Source organism: Palleronia rufa (genome assembly GCF_000743715.1).
GTDB classification, from domain to species: domain Bacteria; phylum Pseudomonadota; class Alphaproteobacteria; order Rhodobacterales; family Rhodobacteraceae; genus Palleronia; species Palleronia rufa.
On the sequence record NZ_JQEY01000009.1, the window covers coordinates 84,228 to 100,982 of the forward strand.

The 16,755-nt window shown below is 66.5% G+C and carries 16 protein-coding genes and 1 pseudogene; 13 read left to right on the forward strand and 4 right to left on the reverse strand.

The features are described from left to right. Positions 1 to 37: 37 nt before the first annotated feature. Together KW83_RS12570 and KW83_RS12575 are read right to left on the reverse strand one after the other, a co-directional pair. Positions 38 to 349: a co-chaperone GroES gene (locus KW83_RS12570; RefSeq protein WP_036179254.1), complete on the reverse strand. Its 312-nt coding sequence runs from the start codon at positions 347 to 349 to the stop codon at positions 38 to 40. Between the two features lie 196 nt (positions 350 to 545). Next, positions 546 to 1,220, reverse strand: coding sequence for a DUF2161 domain-containing phosphodiesterase (locus tag KW83_RS12575; RefSeq protein ID WP_200879684.1), 675 nt, complete (start codon positions 1,218 to 1,220; stop codon positions 546 to 548). Between the two features lie 110 nt (positions 1,221 to 1,330). On the opposite strand from KW83_RS12575, the gene KW83_RS12580 reads away from it, so the two are divergent. The 6 genes from KW83_RS12580 (at position 1,331) to KW83_RS12605 (ending at position 6,504) form a co-directional block, all read left to right on the forward strand. Next, the gene (locus tag KW83_RS12580) at positions 1,331 to 2,254 is read left to right on the forward strand and encodes a manganese-dependent inorganic pyrophosphatase (RefSeq protein ID WP_036179257.1); all 924 of its coding nucleotides are present in this window, start codon (positions 1,331 to 1,333) and stop codon (positions 2,252 to 2,254) included. A gap of 310 nt (positions 2,255 to 2,564) precedes the next feature. Next, the gene (locus KW83_RS12585) at positions 2,565 to 3,452 is read left to right on the forward strand and encodes a TIGR01459 family HAD-type hydrolase (protein ID WP_036179260.1); all 888 of its coding nucleotides are present in this window, start codon (positions 2,565 to 2,567) and stop codon (positions 3,450 to 3,452) included. Between the two features lie 117 nt (positions 3,453 to 3,569). Continuing rightward, on the forward strand, positions 3,570 to 4,016 hold the full coding sequence (locus KW83_RS12590; RefSeq protein WP_036179263.1) for a MaoC family dehydratase: 447 nt from the start codon (positions 3,570 to 3,572) through the stop codon (positions 4,014 to 4,016). Positions 4,017 to 4,055: 39 nt separating this feature from the next. Then, a complete protein-coding gene (locus KW83_RS12595) occupies positions 4,056 to 4,997 on the forward strand; it encodes a bifunctional riboflavin kinase/FAD synthetase (RefSeq protein ID WP_036179266.1) in 942 nt (313 codons plus the stop codon). Next, complete coding sequence (locus tag KW83_RS12600; RefSeq protein ID WP_036179269.1) at positions 4,994 to 5,467, forward strand: YcgN family cysteine cluster protein; 474 nt, start codon at positions 4,994 to 4,996, stop codon at positions 5,465 to 5,467. The genes KW83_RS12595 and KW83_RS12600 overlap by 4 nt, the downstream gene beginning before the upstream one ends. Further along, on the forward strand, positions 5,467 to 6,504 hold the full coding sequence (locus KW83_RS12605; RefSeq protein ID WP_036179271.1) for a threonine aldolase family protein: 1,038 nt from the start codon (positions 5,467 to 5,469) through the stop codon (positions 6,502 to 6,504). Before KW83_RS12600 ends, KW83_RS12605 begins: the two co-directional genes overlap by 1 nt. Before the next feature lie 1,068 nt (positions 6,505 to 7,572). Here the strand turns inward: KW83_RS12605 and KW83_RS12610 are convergent. Further along, positions 7,573 to 8,463 carry a PAS domain-containing protein gene (locus tag KW83_RS12610; protein WP_268745545.1) on the reverse strand — a complete coding sequence of 297 codons (891 nt, stop codon included), beginning with the start codon at positions 8,461 to 8,463 and terminating at the stop codon, positions 7,573 to 7,575. A 223-nt stretch (positions 8,464 to 8,686) separates the two neighbouring features. Continuing rightward, positions 8,687 to 8,905, reverse strand: a pseudogene (locus tag KW83_RS12615) (integrase); the annotation flags it as partial. A gap of 297 nt (positions 8,906 to 9,202) precedes the next feature. Between KW83_RS12615 and KW83_RS12620 the strand changes: the two are divergent. From KW83_RS12620 to KW83_RS12650, 7 genes are all read left to right on the forward strand, one after another. Beyond that, the gene (locus tag KW83_RS12620; RefSeq protein ID WP_036179276.1) at positions 9,203 to 10,336 is read left to right on the forward strand and encodes an ABC transporter ATP-binding protein; all 1,134 of its coding nucleotides are present in this window, start codon (positions 9,203 to 9,205) and stop codon (positions 10,334 to 10,336) included. A 63-nt stretch (positions 10,337 to 10,399) separates the two neighbouring features. After that, complete coding sequence (locus tag KW83_RS12625) at positions 10,400 to 11,617, forward strand: ABC transporter substrate-binding protein (RefSeq protein ID WP_036179278.1); 1,218 nt, start codon at positions 10,400 to 10,402, stop codon at positions 11,615 to 11,617. A gap of 96 nt (positions 11,618 to 11,713) precedes the next feature. Beyond that, entirely contained in the window at positions 11,714 to 12,736 is a 1,023-nt protein-coding gene (locus KW83_RS12630) for a carbohydrate ABC transporter permease (protein ID WP_036179281.1), read from the forward strand. Next, positions 12,736 to 13,893, forward strand: coding sequence for a carbohydrate ABC transporter permease (locus KW83_RS12635; protein WP_036179284.1), 1,158 nt, complete (start codon positions 12,736 to 12,738; stop codon positions 13,891 to 13,893). The genes KW83_RS12630 and KW83_RS12635 overlap by 1 nt, the downstream gene beginning before the upstream one ends. Positions 13,894 to 13,959: 66 nt before the next feature. Beyond that, positions 13,960 to 14,943, forward strand: coding sequence for a TRAP transporter substrate-binding protein (locus KW83_RS12640; RefSeq protein ID WP_036179287.1), 984 nt, complete (start codon positions 13,960 to 13,962; stop codon positions 14,941 to 14,943). Between the two features lie 9 nt (positions 14,944 to 14,952). Further along, on the forward strand, positions 14,953 to 15,456 hold the full coding sequence (locus KW83_RS12645; protein ID WP_235191420.1) for a TRAP transporter small permease: 504 nt from the start codon (positions 14,953 to 14,955) through the stop codon (positions 15,454 to 15,456). Between the two features lie 3 nt (positions 15,457 to 15,459). Further along, positions 15,460 to 16,755 (forward strand): TRAP transporter large permease, encoded by a 1,296-nt coding sequence (locus KW83_RS12650; protein WP_036179290.1) that lies wholly within the window; start codon positions 15,460 to 15,462, stop codon positions 16,753 to 16,755.

The following is a 16,755-nucleotide window of genomic DNA, read 5'->3' on the forward strand; positions in this document are numbered from 1 at the left end:
TCAGTGTCTGTTGTTGGTCGGAAAAGGGATCGGACGTTCAGGCGGCCTTCGCGGCGGCCTTGTCGGCGATGATGCCGAGGATGTCGGATTCCTTCATGATCAGCAGCTCTTCGCCGTCGATCGTCACTTCGGTGCCCGACCATTTGCCGAAAAGGATGTGGTCGCCGTCGGTGACGCCCATGGGGATCAGTTCGCCCGAGTCTTTACGCGCGCCTTCGCCGCAGGACACGACGATGCCTTCGGCGGGCTTTTCCTTGGCGCTGTCGGGGATGATGAGACCGCCCTTGGTCTTCTCGTCGGACTCGACGCGGCGGACCAGCACACGGTCGTGAAGAGGGGTGAAAGCCATCTCTGAACGCTCCTTGGTTCATGCATGTTCGTGATGTTGTCACTCGCGTTGCGTGAGTGCTAACGATTGCGAGATAGGCACGTCTCTCATGCCTGTCAACCGCGATATCTCGGCTGCGACCGTCCTCTTGCGGCCTCCCGATCACGGGCCCCGCCGCGCCGTTCCGACAGCCTTGGTCCCCTTGCGCGACGTGCGGTCAGGTCTCGACCGCCGGCGCGGCGCCCTCCAGCGCCGCAACCCCTTGGGGACTCAACCGATAGATGCCGCGAGAGACTTTCTCGAACCACCCGTAGTGGTTGTCGGACATGATCCGCGTCGCCTGGACGACGCCGGTGGCCCGCCGCAGCTTCGCCCCGCTGGACTCCCCGTCCGCAAGGGCCACGGCAAGTTTCCGCGCATCCTGCCGATAGGCCGTGACGATCCCGCCGCGGCGCGCCCGCCCGCCGGGATTGGGATCGCCCTCCAGCCGCGCGAATTCCCGAAGGAGACGCGCGGTGCGGCCGGGGAACCGACGCGGGCGGAACGGCGCGGGGTCGCAGGCGATCTCTACATGACCGTCGGCAAGGCGGACCTCCATCAGCCCCAGCCCAAGACGCCGGCACAGGGCCGCGTTGCGCCGCGCCTCCCGCCTGCGGCCCCTGGGCACGGCCAAGTAGACCCAGTCGGTCAGCGCCTGCCGGTCGATCCCCTGATGAACCAGCGCCAGGGAGAAGCCGCGCTTCAGTTCCACCACCACCGGGGGCTCCGCGCCCCGTACGGCCATGACGTCGAGCGCCCCGACCTCGCCCTTGACGTCGTAGCCCTGTGCTTCGAGCAACCGCTTCACCGGCGGATAAAGATCGCTTTCCCTGATCGACATGGCGTCGATCATGACCTGACCGCATCCGGGGCAAAACCCCCCGCCGCGCAGGTTCGTGACAAGCCCCGGCGATCCGCCTATAGGACCCCGCGACGGACATCCATGACCCCGAGGAGCATCCCATGACCACTCTCGTCTTCGGCCATCAGGCCCCCGACACCGACTCCACCGGCGCGCCGATCGTCTGGGCCTGGTATCTGAACGAGGTGAAGGGCCACACCGCAGAGGCCGTCCTACTGGGCGAACCCAATACCGAGGCCGCATGGATGCTGGATCACTGGGGGCTGGACAAGCCGCGGATCATCGACGGCGTCGAAGCCGGCCAGCAGGTGGTGATCGTGGACACCAACAATCCCGCAGAGCTGCCCGCCGACATCAACGCCGCCGACATTCTGGCCGTCATCGACCACCACCGCCTGGTCGGCGGGCTTCAGACCAAGGGGCCGATCCAGGTCACGATACAGCCGCTCGCCTGCACCGCGACGGTAATGTACGACATGATGGGAGACGACGCGGCCAAGATGCCGGATCCGATCAAGGGGGCGATGCTGTCGTGCATCCTCAGCGACACGCTGGAGTTCCGCTCACCCACGACGACCGATCACGACAGGACGGTGGCCGAGAAGCTTGCCGGTGAGATCGACGTGCAGATTCCGGCCTATGCGTCCAAGATGTTCGCCGCGAAGTCCGATGTCTCCGGCTTTTCCGACACGGAACTTCTGCGGATGGACTCTAAGAAGCACGAGGTCGAAGGCCGAAGCTTTCGCGTGTCCGTGCTCGAGACGACGTCCCCCGAAACGGTGCTCAAGCGCAAGGACGGGCTGCTGGCAGCGATGGCCGATGTGGAAAAGGAGGACGGTGTCGATCACGTGCTGCTGTTCATCGTCGACATCCTGGAGGGCGAAGCGACCATGCTTTTGCAGAACGACGCGGTCCGGAAGGTGGCCGAGAAGAGCTTTTCGACCGTCTGCGGCGATGCCGATCACGTGGTGCTTCCGGGCATCGTGAGCCGCAAGAAGCAGATCATCCCGAACCTCACCGTCTGAGGTCCGGCGTGGCCGCGCCCCGGCGGCCTCGTCGCCCTCCGCCGGCGCTCGCGATCCGGCATTCCCTGCGGGCGTCCGGCACCGGGGCAGCGAAGGCCCCGCGGCGCCCGTCAATCTCCGGTTCCCGGACGAAACCGCACTTTTCGCTGGCTTCGTGTCGATGCCCGGCAGCGCCGAAAGGGCAGGAAGCTGCCGTTCCGTCTCTCCTTCGTCCCGCCGTAAGCCGGGCCTCTCCGGCACCTCCCGCCCCTTTCGCCCCGGCGCCATTCCGAATAGCCATGGTCCGGCATCCGCCATCCGATGAGGCCCCATGACCGAGATCATCCGCGCGCTCTCCGACATTTCCGGGCGCTACGACGCGCTGTTCTGCGATCTCTGGGGGTGCCTCCACGACGGGGTCGCGGCCCTTCCGGCCGCCGTCGCCGCCTTGCAAGACTATCGCGCCCGGGGCGGCATGGTGGTGCTGCTGACCAACGCGCCCCGCCCGCGCGCCGACGTGGCGCAGCAGATCGCGACGTTCGGCGTGCCCGAAGACGCCTGGGACACCATCGCCACCTCCGGGGACGCCGCGCGCGTGGCAATGTTCACCGGCGCGGTGGGATCGCGGATCTACCATATCGGAGAGACCCGGGACTCGACCTTCTTCGAGCCGCTCGCCATCGTCGAGGATCCCGTCGCCATCGAAAAGGTCGCCCTGGACAGTGCGGAGGGCATCGTCTGCACCGGCCCCTTCGATCCGTCCGCCGACCTCGACACCCTGCGCCCGCAACTTCTCACCGCCAAGGCGCGCGGGCTGACCATGCTCAACGCCAACCCCGACATCGTGGTGGATCGGGGCGACCGGCGGGAGTGGTGCGGCGGCGCCGTCGCCCGCCTCTACGAAGAGATGGGCGGCACGGTGCTGGCCTTCGGCAAGCCGCATCCGCCGGTCTACGACATCGCCCGCCGCCGGCTGGCCGAGGCCGGGGGCGCCGGCGTCGCCGACGATGCGATCCTTGCCGTGGGCGACGGCATCTCCACCGACGTCCTGGGCGCGCGGCTCGAGGGGATCGATTCGCTTTTCGTCACCGGGGGACTCGCCGCGGTCGAAACAGGAACCGCGGGCGGTCCTGCCGCGCAGCCCGACCCGGACGCCCTGAAAACCTTTCTGACACGCGAAGATGCCTCGCCCACCTATGCGATCGGGTATTTGCGCTGATCCTTCCGACCACGATCCACACCGAAATTGCTGCACCTGCAAAGTAATTTCCTTGCCGAAACCACGGCGATGATCTACTTATCTTTCGCGCAAACATGTTTCGCGGAGGAGCCTGCAATGCTCGACACGACCGCCCCGGGCCCGATCTACATCGAAGACATGAAGGTCGGTCTGGTACGGCATCTGGAAAAGCGCATCGCCGACCGCGACATCGAACTCTTTGCCGAGGTCTCCGAGGATCGCAACCCGGTCCACCTGAACGACGCCTATGCAGAGGCGTCCATGTTCAAGGGCCGGATCGCCCACGGGATGCTGACCGCGGCCCTGATCTCTGCCGTCATCGGAGAACGTCTGCCGGGCCACGGCACGGTCTATCTGCGCCAGTCCATGGCGTTCCTTGCGCCCGTGCGTCCCGGCGACACTGTCCGCGCCGAGGTCGAGGTCAAGGCCATCGACCTGCGCCGCGGCCGGGTGACGCTCGACACCCGCTGCATGGTGGGTCCCGTCCGCGTCCTTCACGGAGAGGCGCTGGTCCTCGCCCCAACCCGGGCCGCCGCCGCCTGAGGCTTGCGCACCGACGGGGCTGGCTCTACCTCCCGCCACATGCGCACCCACCGCCGTTACACAGACCTGCCCCCCGACGCCCGCGGCGCCTCTGCCGCGGTCGGGAATTTCGACGGCGTTCATCTGGGTCACCGCCATGTCCTGGATATCGCCCGCGATCACGCCCGAACACTGGGCGCGCCCCTTGGCGTCGTCACGTTCGAGCCTCATCCCCGGCAGGTCTTTGCACCGGATGCACCGCCTTTTCGCCTCATGAACGCAGAGGCGCGTGCCCACAGGCTGGAACAGATCGGCGTCGACGCACTTTTTGAACTTCCCTTCGACGCCGACCTCGCCAATCTGACGCCGGGGGCCTTCGCGCGGCAGGTCCTGCGCGACGGGCTGGGGCTTTCCCATGTGGTCGTCGGCGCCGATTTCCGCTTCGGCAAGGACCGCGCCGGAAACGCGGAAGTGTTAGAGAGTCTGGGCGGTGAGTTGGGCTTTGGCGTCACCGCGGCGCCGCTGCTGCGCGACAGCGGCTTCGACGTCTCCTCCACCCGGATCCGGGAAGCCCTGTCCGACGGCGCCCCGGAGCGGGCCGCCGCCATGCTGGGCCATCTCCATCGGATCGAGGGGCCGGTCGTCGGCGGCGCGAGGCGCGGCCGGGATCTGGGGTATCCCACCGCCAACATGACGCTGGACGGGCTCCACCTGCCGCGCCTGGGGGTCTATGCCGTGACCGTGGACATCCTGACCGGCCCGCAACAGGGCACCCATGGCGGCGTCGCCTCCCTCGGCGTGCGACCGATGTTCGGAGAGAACACGCCGAACCTGGAAACATTCCTGTTCGATTTCTCCGGGGATCTCTACGGCCAGCACCTGTCCGTCGGCCTGCGCAGGTTTCTGCGGCCGGAGGAGAAATTCGACGGGGTGGAGGCGCTCATCGCCCAGATGGACCGCGACAGCGCCAGCGCCCGCGCGATCCTGGCAGACAGTCCATGACTCGGGATCCGATCCGCCGCCATGTCGGACGCCCCCGATTCTGGGAGCGCTACCCCCTGGCCGAGTTGTCGAACGCCGAATGGGAGGCGCTCTGCGACGGCTGCGGCAAATGCTGCCTGAACAAGCTGGAAGACGAGGACACCGGAGAGGTCGCCCTGACCCGCGTCGCCTGCCGTCTCTTCGACGACGACAGCTGCCGCTGCGGCCAGTACGACATCCGACTGCAATTCGTTCCCGAATGCGTGGTGCTGACCCCTGCCAAGCTGGACCAGATCGCCTATTGGCTGCCGTCGACCTGCGCCTATCGCCTCCTGCACGAAGGTCGGCCGCTGTATCCGTGGCATCCGCTTCTGTCCGGCGACCCGGAGACGGTCCATGCCGCCGGGGTGTCCGCCCGCGGGATCACCGTGCCGGAGTTCGAGATCCCGGAGGAGGACTGGGAGGACCACATCATCGAAGAGCCCATCTGATGCATTTCGCCTCCGACAATACCGGCCCGGCCCATCCCAAGGTGATGGAGGCGCTCGTCCGCGCCAATGAGGGCTACGCCATGCCCTACGGCGCCGAAGCGGCCATGGAGCGCCTGCGCGAGCGGCTCCGCGCGATGTTCGATGCGCCGGACGCGGCGATCTATCTGGTCGCGACGGGTACGGCGACCAACGTCCTGCTGCTGGCGGCGATGACGAAGCCCTGGCAGGTGATCTACTGCAGCGATGTCGCCCACATCAGGGAGGACGAATGCGGTGCGCCGGAGTTCTTCACCGGCGGCGCGCGGCTGGGCGTGGTAGAGGCCCCCGACGCGATGATGACGGCGGAAGGTCTGTCCGCCCGCATCGCCGCGACGGATCAGGGCACGGTGCACACCATGCAGCGCGGCCCGGTCTCCGTCACCACCGTGACCGAGCGCGGCAGCGTCTACCCGCTCGACCGCCTTGCCGCGCTGACCGATGTCGCCCGCAAGAATGGGCTGGCCTGCCATCTGGACGGCGCGAGATTCGGCAACGCGCAGGTGTCCCTGGGATGCAGTACGGCGGAGCTGGCGGCGGGCTTCGACGCGATCAGCTTCGGCGGCACCAAGAACGGCCTCTTGGGCGTCGAGGCTGCGGTGATCCGCGATCCGTCTCTCGCTTGGGAGTTCGAGCTCCGCCGCAAACGCGCCGGTCACCTCGTGTCAAAGCACCGCTATCTTTCCGCGCAGATGGAAGCCTACCTGGAGGATGACCTCTGGCTGGAAATGGCCGCCGCCGCCAATGCCGCCGCCGCGCGACTGGCCGACGGACTTCGCGCCAGCGGAATCGCAACCATCCTGCATCCTGCGGATGCGAACGTCATCTACTGCGCCTTTCCGCGTGCCGCGCACCGCCGGCTCAAGGCCGCCGGCGCCCAGTTCTATTCCATGGGCGCCCTCGCAGGCCCCGACGATGCGCTCGTGCCCGCGCGGCTCGTGTGCGATTGGTCCGCTGCGGCCAGAAACACCGACCGCTTCTTGAGCATACTGTCGGGCTGAGCGTCGACAAAACGGCAACTACCCGGGCGGATAGGTTGTCTAGATGTTTCGTCCCGGCATCTGGTGGATCGGTCGGGGGTGGATCGATCCGGCTCTGGTGTTCGTAGCGCGTGAGACCGTTCGGGGTGGTGCGTCGGCGGGCGAGGTTGGCGGGCGCCGGGACGTCCGCGAGCTGCTGGCGCAGCCGATCGTGGCTGTCGGAGCGGAGGCGCTCGACCGTGGCCTCCGCGATCGGGCGGTTCATTCGCCCGACCCGGCCGTTCGTCCATGGATTTCGGCTTGGTCGGCCGGTGGTCGGTGCCGTCGGCCTGGCGGATCATGTCGAAGCGAATGGATGGTGTTCCGGTTGCGGGGCCGCGCTGCGAACGGACTGCCGTTATCGGTGAGGGACCCGACAGGGCGCAGCCTCGATCATCTGCCGGAGAAACGCCCGGGCGGTCTTTCTGCCGCCGTTGCAACGCGTTGGACGACCGCGAACTGGGCCGTCCGGTCGATGCCGGCGAACAGGTGGCGCTTGCCCTCTGCTGTCTGCGCCTCGGCGATCTCGATGTGGAGGCGCCCTATGGGATACCGCTCGAACGTCTGGCGCCTTCATCCGGCAGGCGCGAGATGCCATGGCGCCGAAGGCAGCAGCGCCGACCGCGTGAGATGCGGGATCGATGACGGCAGGGCATGAAGGCGGTCGTCCAGTGGCGGGCGCGTGCGGCGCCGGACCGCGACCCGTCGCGGGTCCCGGGCAGCACGGAGGACCGCGGGTCCGTCGGCCCGGTTTTCATCCTCAACCGTCGCGCGCTTGCGCCGGTTCAAAACCGTCCCGGGATCGATGCCCGGTTCCCGACTCAGCTAGGCGAGCGACGCTTGCGACCGCTGTATCGCTACTCTGAAGGCGTGCGTGGTCGGTCGCTCTCGTGACGAGTCCCACAGGGCGTCCTTCCATTCCAGCGAAAGGATCGCCCCGTCAAACCATTCGGCCTTCGCGCAGCACCGGGTAGAGGGGGCGCTCTTTCTAGTGGAGGTAACCTCGTTGCGCGCGACAGTTCAGACCTTGCGACTGACGCCTCGCATCCGTCAGTTTGACACGAGCGACGCCACCGCATCCTGCAGGTGATGCGGCGAGAACGGTTTTGCCAACCGTCGATCGACGAGCTTGGCACCGCCGTCGGGAAGCTCGGCGTAGCCCGTGGCGAGCACGATCGGCAGATCGGGGCGCGCCGCGCGAACGGCGGTGGCGCGCTGCAGCCCGGTCATCTTGGGCATGGCCTTATCGGTGAGAACGAGATCGATATCAGCATGATCGGCCAATAGTCTCAGGGTCGAGGCGACGCCATTGTCGATGAAGGCGGTAAAACTGTACCAGTGATAGGTGCCATCGGCCGCCTCGACCCGTATGTCACGATCGTAGAGAACCGTGCCCGCCACAACAGCGGCGAACTCGGCGTGCGTCGCCTCGCGGTCGTCGGGATGGGGGAGAACATCGAAGCGCATCCCCTTCAGATTCTCCGCCGGAAGGCCCAACTCGCTCTTCCGGGCGGGGTTCGCGGTCAGGTACTCGCCTTCCAACGTGATCGACATGTAGAGATCGCGCGACGCCCGCAACATCCGGTCGCGTTCGGCCGTGCGCTCGGCCAGCGCCGCCTCTCGTTCCCGGTCGGGGGTCACGTCGCGGCCCGTGCAACGGTACCGCCCCCGCTCGGGCACCACGACCCAGGACACCGAACGATAGGTTCCGTCGGCGATCCGGCAGCGATTCACGTATCGTATGATCGGCTTTCCGGTCCCCTTGAGAGTGTCGAAGGACTTGGTCGTGCCGGCCATGTCGTCGGGATGCAACCACTCGAAGATCGGCGGGTCCGAAAGCTCGCGCCCGGTCCGGCCGAAGAAGGCCTGCAGTGCGGGATTGCTCCTCTCGCATATGCCGTTGGTATCGAGCATACTCACTGGTCCGGCGTGACGTTCCAGACCGTCGTCGCGTCGTTCGGTAGTGCATCGTCGTCAATCGGCTGCATTCGCTTTCCGTCATTCGGGTCCAGGTTCGACCTCCGTGACGATTGCAGCCAGTGAACAACCTAACGTTGACCGCGATAAACCAGTTAAAGCAACTTGGCCATATTCGAACGCAGCAGAGCGATCAACGCGAGATGGACGCAGGCGCGGGCAGGCTGTGGACTGCTCGACCGTAGAAGAGATCGGCGGCCTTGAGCCGGACGAGATCGCAGTCTCGCAGCTTGCTGTCGATCGCGGAGTTGAAAAGAGCCAAGTCGCGCGGGTTGCCCGAAAATTCGAGGCGGGCGCGGATCGCCCAGACCCGTTCCGGTAGCAGTGGGCGCTTCGGCCCGACAAGCCTGCCGCGGTTCCGGGACCGGCGCTTCGACTTGACGGCGGGAAGTTGGATTCTGGGCATGAGGTTTTCTCCGTCCATCCCTTCCCGCCCAAGCATCGACACCACCCGACCCGTCGAGTTTACGCGCGGTCGCGAATGTCCGGTCGCGGATTTGAGACCAGGACACAGTCTCCGCGACGCGGCGACGTCTCGCGCATAGCCCTAAATTCTGCACGTCGGCCGAACAGCCGCTTCAGGAGGGTGAGTCGCCACCGCCAGCCGAACGGCGCCGGATGCATACGATTGCAAACTTTTTGTTGCGTTCGATGGTGACGTTGGGTTAATTAGGTTGCAATCGTATGCAATCGAGGTGATCCGATGGCCAAGATCGAGTTGCGCAACGTTGCGAAACGCTGGGGCAACTTCGTGGGCGTCGACAAGTTCGACCTGACCATCGCGGACCGTGAGTTCCTGGTCCTGCTTGGACCGTCGGGCTGCGGCAAGACCACGACGATGCGCATGATCGCGGGGCTGGAGGACGCCACCGAGGGCGAGATCGTCATCGGCGATCGCGTGGTCAACGACCTCGATCCCAAGGACCGCGACGTGGCCATGGTGTTCCAGTCCTACGGCCTCTATCCCAACCTCAACGTCTACGAGAACATCCGCTTCCCGCTGCGGGTACGCAAAGTACCCCAGGCCGAGCATGACGAGCGGGTGCGGCGGGCCAGCGCGATGGTCGAACTCGACGACTTCCTGCACCGCAAGCCGGCCGAGCTGTCGGGCGGTCAGCGGCAGCGCGTGGCGCTCGCCCGCGCCATCGTCCGGCGTCCGGCGGTGTTCCTGATGGACGAACCGCTGTCGAACCTGGATGCCAAGCTGCGCGTCTCGACCCGCGCGCAGATCAAGAACCTGAGCCATGAGCTCAAGGTCACGACCGTCTACGTCACCCACGACCAGATCGAGGCGATGACGCTGGCGGACCGCGTGGTGGTGATGAAGAAGGGCGTGATCCAGCAGGTCGGCACGCCGACCGAAATCTACGACAACCCGGCCAACACCTTCGTCGCAAGCTTCATCGGCAGTCCGGCGATGAACCTGATGGACGGCACGCTGCAAGGCGGCGTGTTCCAGGGAAACAATGTTCGCATCGAGGGACTTCCGGGCGCCGGCGAAGAGGTGACGCTGGGATTCCGCGCCGAGGATGCGAGTGTCGCAGGGCCGGGCGAGACGCCGCAGATCACGTCGAAGCTCTACACGATCGAGCTTCTGGGGGACGCCGTGATGCTGACTGTGCGGGCCGGTGGGTCGCTCGTCAGCGTCAAGGCACCCAAGGATTTCCGCGCCGAGATCGGCGACGAGGTCGCGTTCCATGTCCCGCCGGGCATCTGCCACCTTTACGATCGCCGCAGCGGCGAGCGAACGGGCGCACGGCACCCACCGTCAGGCGACGGCCCGCCACCGGCATCGGATGCGGAGCGGATCGCGACCACGCCGACCGGCCCGATGTAAGGCCGCAACCCGGGAGGCGCGCCGGAAGGACACTTCCCAGAACCATCAGGGAGACCAAGGAATATGAAGATACCTCTCGTTCTGGCCGCCACGGCCATGCTCATGGGCGGCGCCGCCCGCGCGGACTGCGCCTTTGAAAACGATGTCGATGTCAAGATCCTTGCCGCCGCGTTCGAGGCATGGAAGGCCGTCACCGACGCGATGGCCGAATGCGGCAACGTACAGGCGGAACTGGACCAGGAATTCCGGACCAAGCAGCCGGCCGCCTTCGCGGCCAATCCGTCGCTCTACCAGATCGGCGGCGTCTCGAACGGCACCATCACGCCATTGCTGAACGAGGGGACGATCCGCCCTCTCGACGATCTGGTGGAGAAATACGGCCAGCATCTGCAGCCCAACCAGCTGATCCGGATCAATGGCGAAATCATGGCCGTGGCGATGATGGTCAACACGTTCGAGCTGACCTATCGCTCCGATCTGTTCGAGGAGTACGGGATCGACGTGCCCACGGACTACGACGGCCTGCTCGCGGCCGCGGAGACGCTCAAGGACGCCGAGGGAATAGACTATCCGCTGGGCGCGATGACCAAGTCGGGCTGGGACCTGGCGATGGAATTCATCAACGTCTTCCAGAGCTCGGGAGAGCCGCTGGTCAACGACGACAGCACGCCGAACATCAACAACGAGACCGGGATGAACACGCTGGAGCTCCTGAAGGCGCTGAGTGACTACATGGACCCCGAGTTCCTCGTCAGCGACTCGACCTACGTGCAGCAGCAGTTGCAGCAGGGCAGGATCGCCATGGCCAATATCTGGGCCAGCCGCGCCGGCGCCGTCGACAACGAGGCAGAGAGTTCGGTCGTGGGCAAGGTCGAGACGGCCATGTCGCCGATCGCGCCGTTCGGGGATCGACCGGTGGCGACGATCTGGTGGGACGGCATCGTGATCGCCCGCAACATCTCCGACGAGGCGGCCGAAGCGGCGTTCCGCGTCGCCATGGAAGGCATGGATACCGAGATGGTCGAGGCCAACAACGATGCCGCCGTCTGGCTCATCCAGGGTTATGAGCCCGGCCGCCTGGCGCAGGGCGCCATCGCGACGGCGACCCACGATCCCGCGCCGCTGAGCTATCCCTCGACGGTCGAGATGGGGCTGATGCACACCGCGCTCGGCAACGAAGTGGCGGCGTACCTTACCGGCAGCCGCAGCGCCGAAAGGACGCTGGACGCGATCGAGGCCAGCTACTCCACCGCCGCGCGCGAAGCCGGCGTGCTGAACTAGGCCGGGCGGACACGGGGGCCGGGCTCAGACCCGTGGCCGGTCCCCGCAGCGACGAACCGTCGGCCGGACGGTGAGCCCAGTACAGGGAGAGCGACCGTGAAATTCCGTACTTTTGCCGCGTTCGTCGGACCGTCGGTCTTCATGATGGTCGTTTTCATCGCGTTGCCGCTCGCAAGCGTCTTCGTGCAGTCCTTCCAGGTCACGCAGCCGGTGATCGAACGGATCGAGGTGGAATCCTGCACGGCGGGCTTCCTCGAACAGACGTGCACCACGCAGGTGAAGACCCGACCGAAGATCAACGAGAGCGGACAGGTCGAGACCACGACCCGCTGGGTCGGGCTCGAGAGCTATGCCAACCTGCTGCAGTTCGACCGGGTCTGGGCGGCCATCTCGAACGGTGAGCCGGGGCGCATCCTGCAGATCGATTTCTGGCGGGCGCTGCGCTTCACCCTCACCTTCACGCTCGTCACGCTGCCGCTCGTCGTCGGGCTGGGGCTCGCCATCGCGCTCGCGGTGAACAACGCGGCGCGTTCGATCCGCGGCCAGGTCATCTTCGTCTCGCTGCTGCCCTTCATCATCACGCCGGTGATCGGCGCGCTCAGCATCCGCTGGCTCTTCTACGGCGACGGCATCGTGACGTCATGGCTGGAGACGTGGCTCTCCACCGACATCTCGGTCGCCGCCAACGGCGCCGCGGTTGAGGCGCTGATGATGTTCTACCGGGTCTGGAGCGTCGCACCGTTCGCCTTCGTCATCTTCTACGCCGGGCTGCAGACGGTGAACCAGGACACGCTGGAATCGGCGATCATAGACGGGGCCAGTCGCTGGCAGCGGCTGCGCTTCGTGATCGTCCCGCACCTGATGCCGCTCATCGTCTTCATCGCGCTCATTCACCTGATGGACGCCTATCGCGCCTTCGAGGAGGTCGTCGGCTTCAGCTCCCAGGCGCAGCGGATCACGCTGCAATGGCTGACCTACGACTTCCTGCAACCCGACGACGCCGGCAACCGCTCGATCAGCCGGGCCTCGGCCAGCGCCATGCTGACCATGATCGGCATCGTCATCATCCTGCTGCCGCCGCTGCGCCGAACCTGGCGCGACCACAAGGGGATTTCGTGATGGCCACGCCGAAAGCCATGCGCCAGCCGGCGTCGCTCCGCTTCGGATCGGCCGCGTTCCTAACTCTCTGGTGCCTGATCGCCGCGTTCCCGCTCTTCTGGATCCTGGTGATGAGCTTCAAGTCTCCCGCGGACGCGTTCGACGCCAACCCGCTGGCGGTGATCTTCGGGCCGCGCACCATCGCCGCCGGCAAGGGCCTGTCGGTGATCGACCTGGTGCTGGGCCTCGCCGTCCTCTGGTACGCGGTGCGGTTCGCATTCACGCGCCTGCCGCAAATGGTGCGTGCCTTCACGGCGCCGGGTCTCGTCATTCTCGGCTGGCTGGTGGGGTGCCTCGGCTATGCGGTGGTGTTCATCGTGCTCTTCTTCGGGCTCCTGCCGGTCGTGCTCGATGCGCTCAACGCCATCGCCGGGCCGTTGGGCCAGCCGGTCATCGGGCTGACGGCAGAGCACTATCGTGCGGTCTGGGTCGGCAACGAGTTCTACCGCAACTTCATCAACTCGCTGATCGTCACCGGCGGCGTGGTCACCGTATCGCTGACGGTGGGCACCCTCGCGGGCTACGGTCTCGCGCGGTCGGGATCGAACCTCGCCTTCTGGCTGCTGATCGCGGCGCTGATCTTCCGCGCATTGCCCCATTCGGTGCTGGTGGCGGGCTACCTGCCGGTCTTCATCAACTCCGCAGAGATCCTGCGCCCGATCCTGGGCGACGCGGCGCCGACGCTCTACGGCCAACCGCTCGCCGTGATCGCGGTGCTGGTGGCGATCAACCAGCCCTTCACCATCTGGATGCTGCGCTCGTTCTTCCAGTCGATCCCGGTGGAACTGGACGAGGCCGCGCGCGTGGACGGCTGCACGCATCTGCAGGCCTTCCGCAGGGTCATCATGCCGGTGATGTGGCCGGGCGTCATCACCACCGGGCTGTTCAGCTTCCTGCTGGGCTACAACGACTTTCTCGTGACCTCGCTGCTCCTCGACGCGCAGAACCAGACCATGGTCCCCGCCATCGCCGGCTATTTCAACCGCGAGACCACGACCACCGACCAGGCGGAGGCGATCGCCGCCGCCGTCTCCATCACCGCGCCTCTCTTCCTTCTGGTCATGGTGTTCCAGCGCCAGATCGTCAGCGGCCTCACCGCCGGGGCGGTGAAGGGATGAGCGCCGCCATCGCGCACCGGCGCCCCCACCCGGGGGCAGAGTCACACCACTCAAGAGGAGGACCCGATGAATTTCTCGAAGCTATCCGCCCTTGCCCTCGGGCTTGCGCTGGCTGCCCCTGCCGCGGCGCAGGAGACGATACGGATCGGCCACGCCACGCCGGAAACTTCGCCGATCCACCAGTCGCTGCTGTTCTTTGAGCAGGAGCTCGAATCCCGCTCCGACGGCGCGTTCGAGGTCGAGCTCTTTCCCGGCGGCCAGATCGGCAGCGTCCAGGAAATGGTGGAGCTCGTCCAGTCGGGCAACATCACGATGACCACGGGCGCGTCGGTCCTGCTGTCCTCGACGGTGGCCGAGCTTGCGGTGCTCGACCAGTTCCTGCTGTTCGACGACGAGGCGCAGGCCCACGCCGTGCTCGACGGCGAGGGCGGCGATGCGCTGGCCCAGGCGGTCGAGGCGCGCGGGCTGAAGCTCATGGGGTTCATGGAACTCGGGTTCCGCAGCTTCACCAACAGCCGCGGCCCGCTAGACAGCGTCGAGGCGTTCGAGGGCTTGCGGATGCGCTCGGCCGACAACCCGATCCAGATCACCGCCTGGCGCTCCATCGGCGCCGTGCCCGTGCCGCTGGCCTGGGGCGAGATCTATTCGTCGCTGCAGCAGAACCTCATCGACGGGCAGGAAAGCGCGCTCTCGTCGATGGTCGTCGAGCGGTTCTTCGAGGTGCAGGACTTCGTCTCGCTCACCGGCCACATTTACTGGCCGGAACTCTGGCTGGCCGATCTCGCGTGGTTCGAGGGGCTCGACGAGGGCCAGCAATCGCTGGTCACCGAGGTCGCGGCCGAGACCGTGGCGCTCCAGCGCGATCTCGCCGCCACGGCCAACGCGGAGACGCTGGACCGCCTGGCCGAGGAAGGGCTCGCGATCAACGAACTGCCGGCGGAGGAACGTCAGAGGATGGGCGACACGATGAACGCCGCCATTGAATCCGACATCCGCGCCAGGGTCGGCGACGCCTTCTACGACGACTTCATGTCGAAGCTGTCGCAGTGACCATCGGGGATGGCGAAGATGTTCTCCAAGCTTGAACGATACTTCGAGCCTGCCGTCATCGTCACGACGCTCGGCGTCATCGTCGTCCTGGTGTTCGCGGACGTCGTGGCGCGCTTCGCCTTCTCCACTTCCATCGCCTTCGCCGGAGAGGTGGCCCGGCTCTCGTTCGTCTACATGATCTACTTCGGCGTCAGCTACGCGATCCGCGACCGCCGTCACATGCGCGTCACCGTTCTTCTCGACCTCGCGCCGCCCGAGTTGCGGCGCGTCCTGATGCTGGCCGCCGAGGCCGTGTTCCTCGCCTACTCGCTCGCCGTCTGCTGGCTCGGCATCGTCATCACCCGGCAGGCGGCCGAGCGGGGCAGGATCCTGTCCGCGACCGAATGGCCGACCTCGGTCCTCTACTCCGCCATCATCTTCTCCGGCGCGCTCAGCGCGGCGCGGCTCGTCCACTCCATCTGGCGCATAGCCGCCCGCGGCGAGACCCAACTGACCCCTCAGATGGACGTCTGAGCCATGACCTCCGCCATCCTCTTCGGCAGTTTCTTCACCCTTCTCGCCATCGGCGTGCCGATCGGCATCGCCCTGGGCACCGCCTCGCTGATCGCCATCGCCTGGATCCCGTTCCTCAACTTCGACCTCTACGCGCTCGGCCTCATCAGCGGCATCGACAGCTTCACGCTGATCGCCGTCGTCCTCTTCACGCTCGCGGGCAACATCATGAGCCAGGGCGGCATCTCGCGCCGCCTCATCAGGGTCGCCGACAACGTCTTCGGCCGGGCGCCGGGCGACCTCGGCACGGTCACCATCATGGCGTGTCTCTTCTTCGCGGCGATCTCGGGCACCGGCTCGGCGACCGTGGCCGCCATCGGCCTCGCCATGATCCCGGCGCTCGTCGCCCGCGGCTACGACCGCGCCTATGCGGGCGCCATGGTCGCCAGCGCCGGGGGTCTCGGCGTGATGATCCCGCCGTCGGTCGTGATGATCGTCTACGCCGTCTCCGCAGGCGTCTCGGTCACGGCGCTCTTCATGGCCGGCATCGTGCCGGGCATCGTCATCGCGCTGACCCTGATCGTCTACAACATCCTGCGCCGCCGCGGCGTCCAGGCGCCCGCCGAACCGCTGCCCAGGGCCACCTGGCGCGAGACCCTGTCCGCCCTGAACGAGGCCAAGCTCGCCCTCCTCATGCCGCTCGTCGTCCTCGGCGGGATCTATGCGGGCATCGTCACCCCGACCGAGAGTTCGGCCGTCGCCGTCGTCTACGCGCTGATCGTGAGCTGCTTCGTCTATCGCGAACTCCCGCTCCGCGACCTGCCGACCATGATGCTGGAATCGGCGCTCCTCGTCTCGGCCGTGCTCGTCATCATCGGCGCCTCGGTCGCCTTCGGCCGGATCATCGCGCTGGAACAGATCCCGCTGGAACTGTCGCAATTCGTCCTTGGCCTGACGCAGAGCTGGATCGTCGTCCTGCTCGCGGCGATCGTGCTGCTGCTGATCGTCGGCACCTTCCTCGAGACGCTCGCCGCCATCGTCATCCTGACGCCGGTGCTGCTGCCGGTGATGACCGAGCTCGGCGTCGATCCGGTGCATTTCGGCATCGTCATGATCGTGGCGCTGGCCATCGGCTTCGTCACGCCGCCGCTCGGCGCGAACCTCTTCATGGCCGCGCAGGTCGGCCGCATCCCGTTCGACGACATCGCCCGGCGCATCTTTCCCTGGGTCGTGGCGATGATCGTGGCCCTTCTCATCATCGCCTTCATCCCCGCGCTCTCGCTCGGCCTGCCGCGGATATTCCTGGATTACGGAGATTGA

What these genes read in the sequence shown, in the direction of transcription:
- KW83_RS12570 (WP_036179254.1), bottom strand. Translation starts at nt 349, where the DNA reads ATGGCTTTCACCCCTCTTCACGACCGTGTGCTGGTCCGCCGCGTCGAG.
- KW83_RS12575 (WP_200879684.1), bottom strand. Translation starts at nt 1,220, where the DNA reads ATGATCGACGCCATGTCGATCAGGGAAAGCGATCTTTATCCGCCGGTG.
- KW83_RS12580 (WP_036179257.1), top strand. Translation starts at nt 1,331, where the DNA reads ATGACCACTCTCGTCTTCGGCCATCAGGCCCCCGACACCGACTCCACC.
- KW83_RS12585 (WP_036179260.1), top strand. Translation starts at nt 2,565, where the DNA reads ATGACCGAGATCATCCGCGCGCTCTCCGACATTTCCGGGCGCTACGAC.
- KW83_RS12590 (WP_036179263.1), top strand. Translation starts at nt 3,570, where the DNA reads ATGCTCGACACGACCGCCCCGGGCCCGATCTACATCGAAGACATGAAG.
- KW83_RS12595 (WP_036179266.1), top strand. Translation starts at nt 4,056, where the DNA reads ATGCGCACCCACCGCCGTTACACAGACCTGCCCCCCGACGCCCGCGGC.
- KW83_RS12600 (WP_036179269.1), top strand. Translation starts at nt 4,994, where the DNA reads ATGACTCGGGATCCGATCCGCCGCCATGTCGGACGCCCCCGATTCTGG.
- KW83_RS12605 (WP_036179271.1), top strand. Translation starts at nt 5,467, where the DNA reads ATGCATTTCGCCTCCGACAATACCGGCCCGGCCCATCCCAAGGTGATG.
- KW83_RS12620 (WP_036179276.1), top strand. Translation starts at nt 9,203, where the DNA reads ATGGCCAAGATCGAGTTGCGCAACGTTGCGAAACGCTGGGGCAACTTC.
- KW83_RS12625 (WP_036179278.1), top strand. Translation starts at nt 10,400, where the DNA reads ATGAAGATACCTCTCGTTCTGGCCGCCACGGCCATGCTCATGGGCGGC.
- KW83_RS12635 (WP_036179284.1), top strand. Translation starts at nt 12,736, where the DNA reads ATGGCCACGCCGAAAGCCATGCGCCAGCCGGCGTCGCTCCGCTTCGGA.
- KW83_RS12640 (WP_036179287.1), top strand. Translation starts at nt 13,960, where the DNA reads ATGAATTTCTCGAAGCTATCCGCCCTTGCCCTCGGGCTTGCGCTGGCT.
- KW83_RS12645 (WP_235191420.1), top strand. Translation starts at nt 14,953, where the DNA reads ATGGCGAAGATGTTCTCCAAGCTTGAACGATACTTCGAGCCTGCCGTC.
- KW83_RS12650 (WP_036179290.1), top strand. Translation starts at nt 15,460, where the DNA reads ATGACCTCCGCCATCCTCTTCGGCAGTTTCTTCACCCTTCTCGCCATC.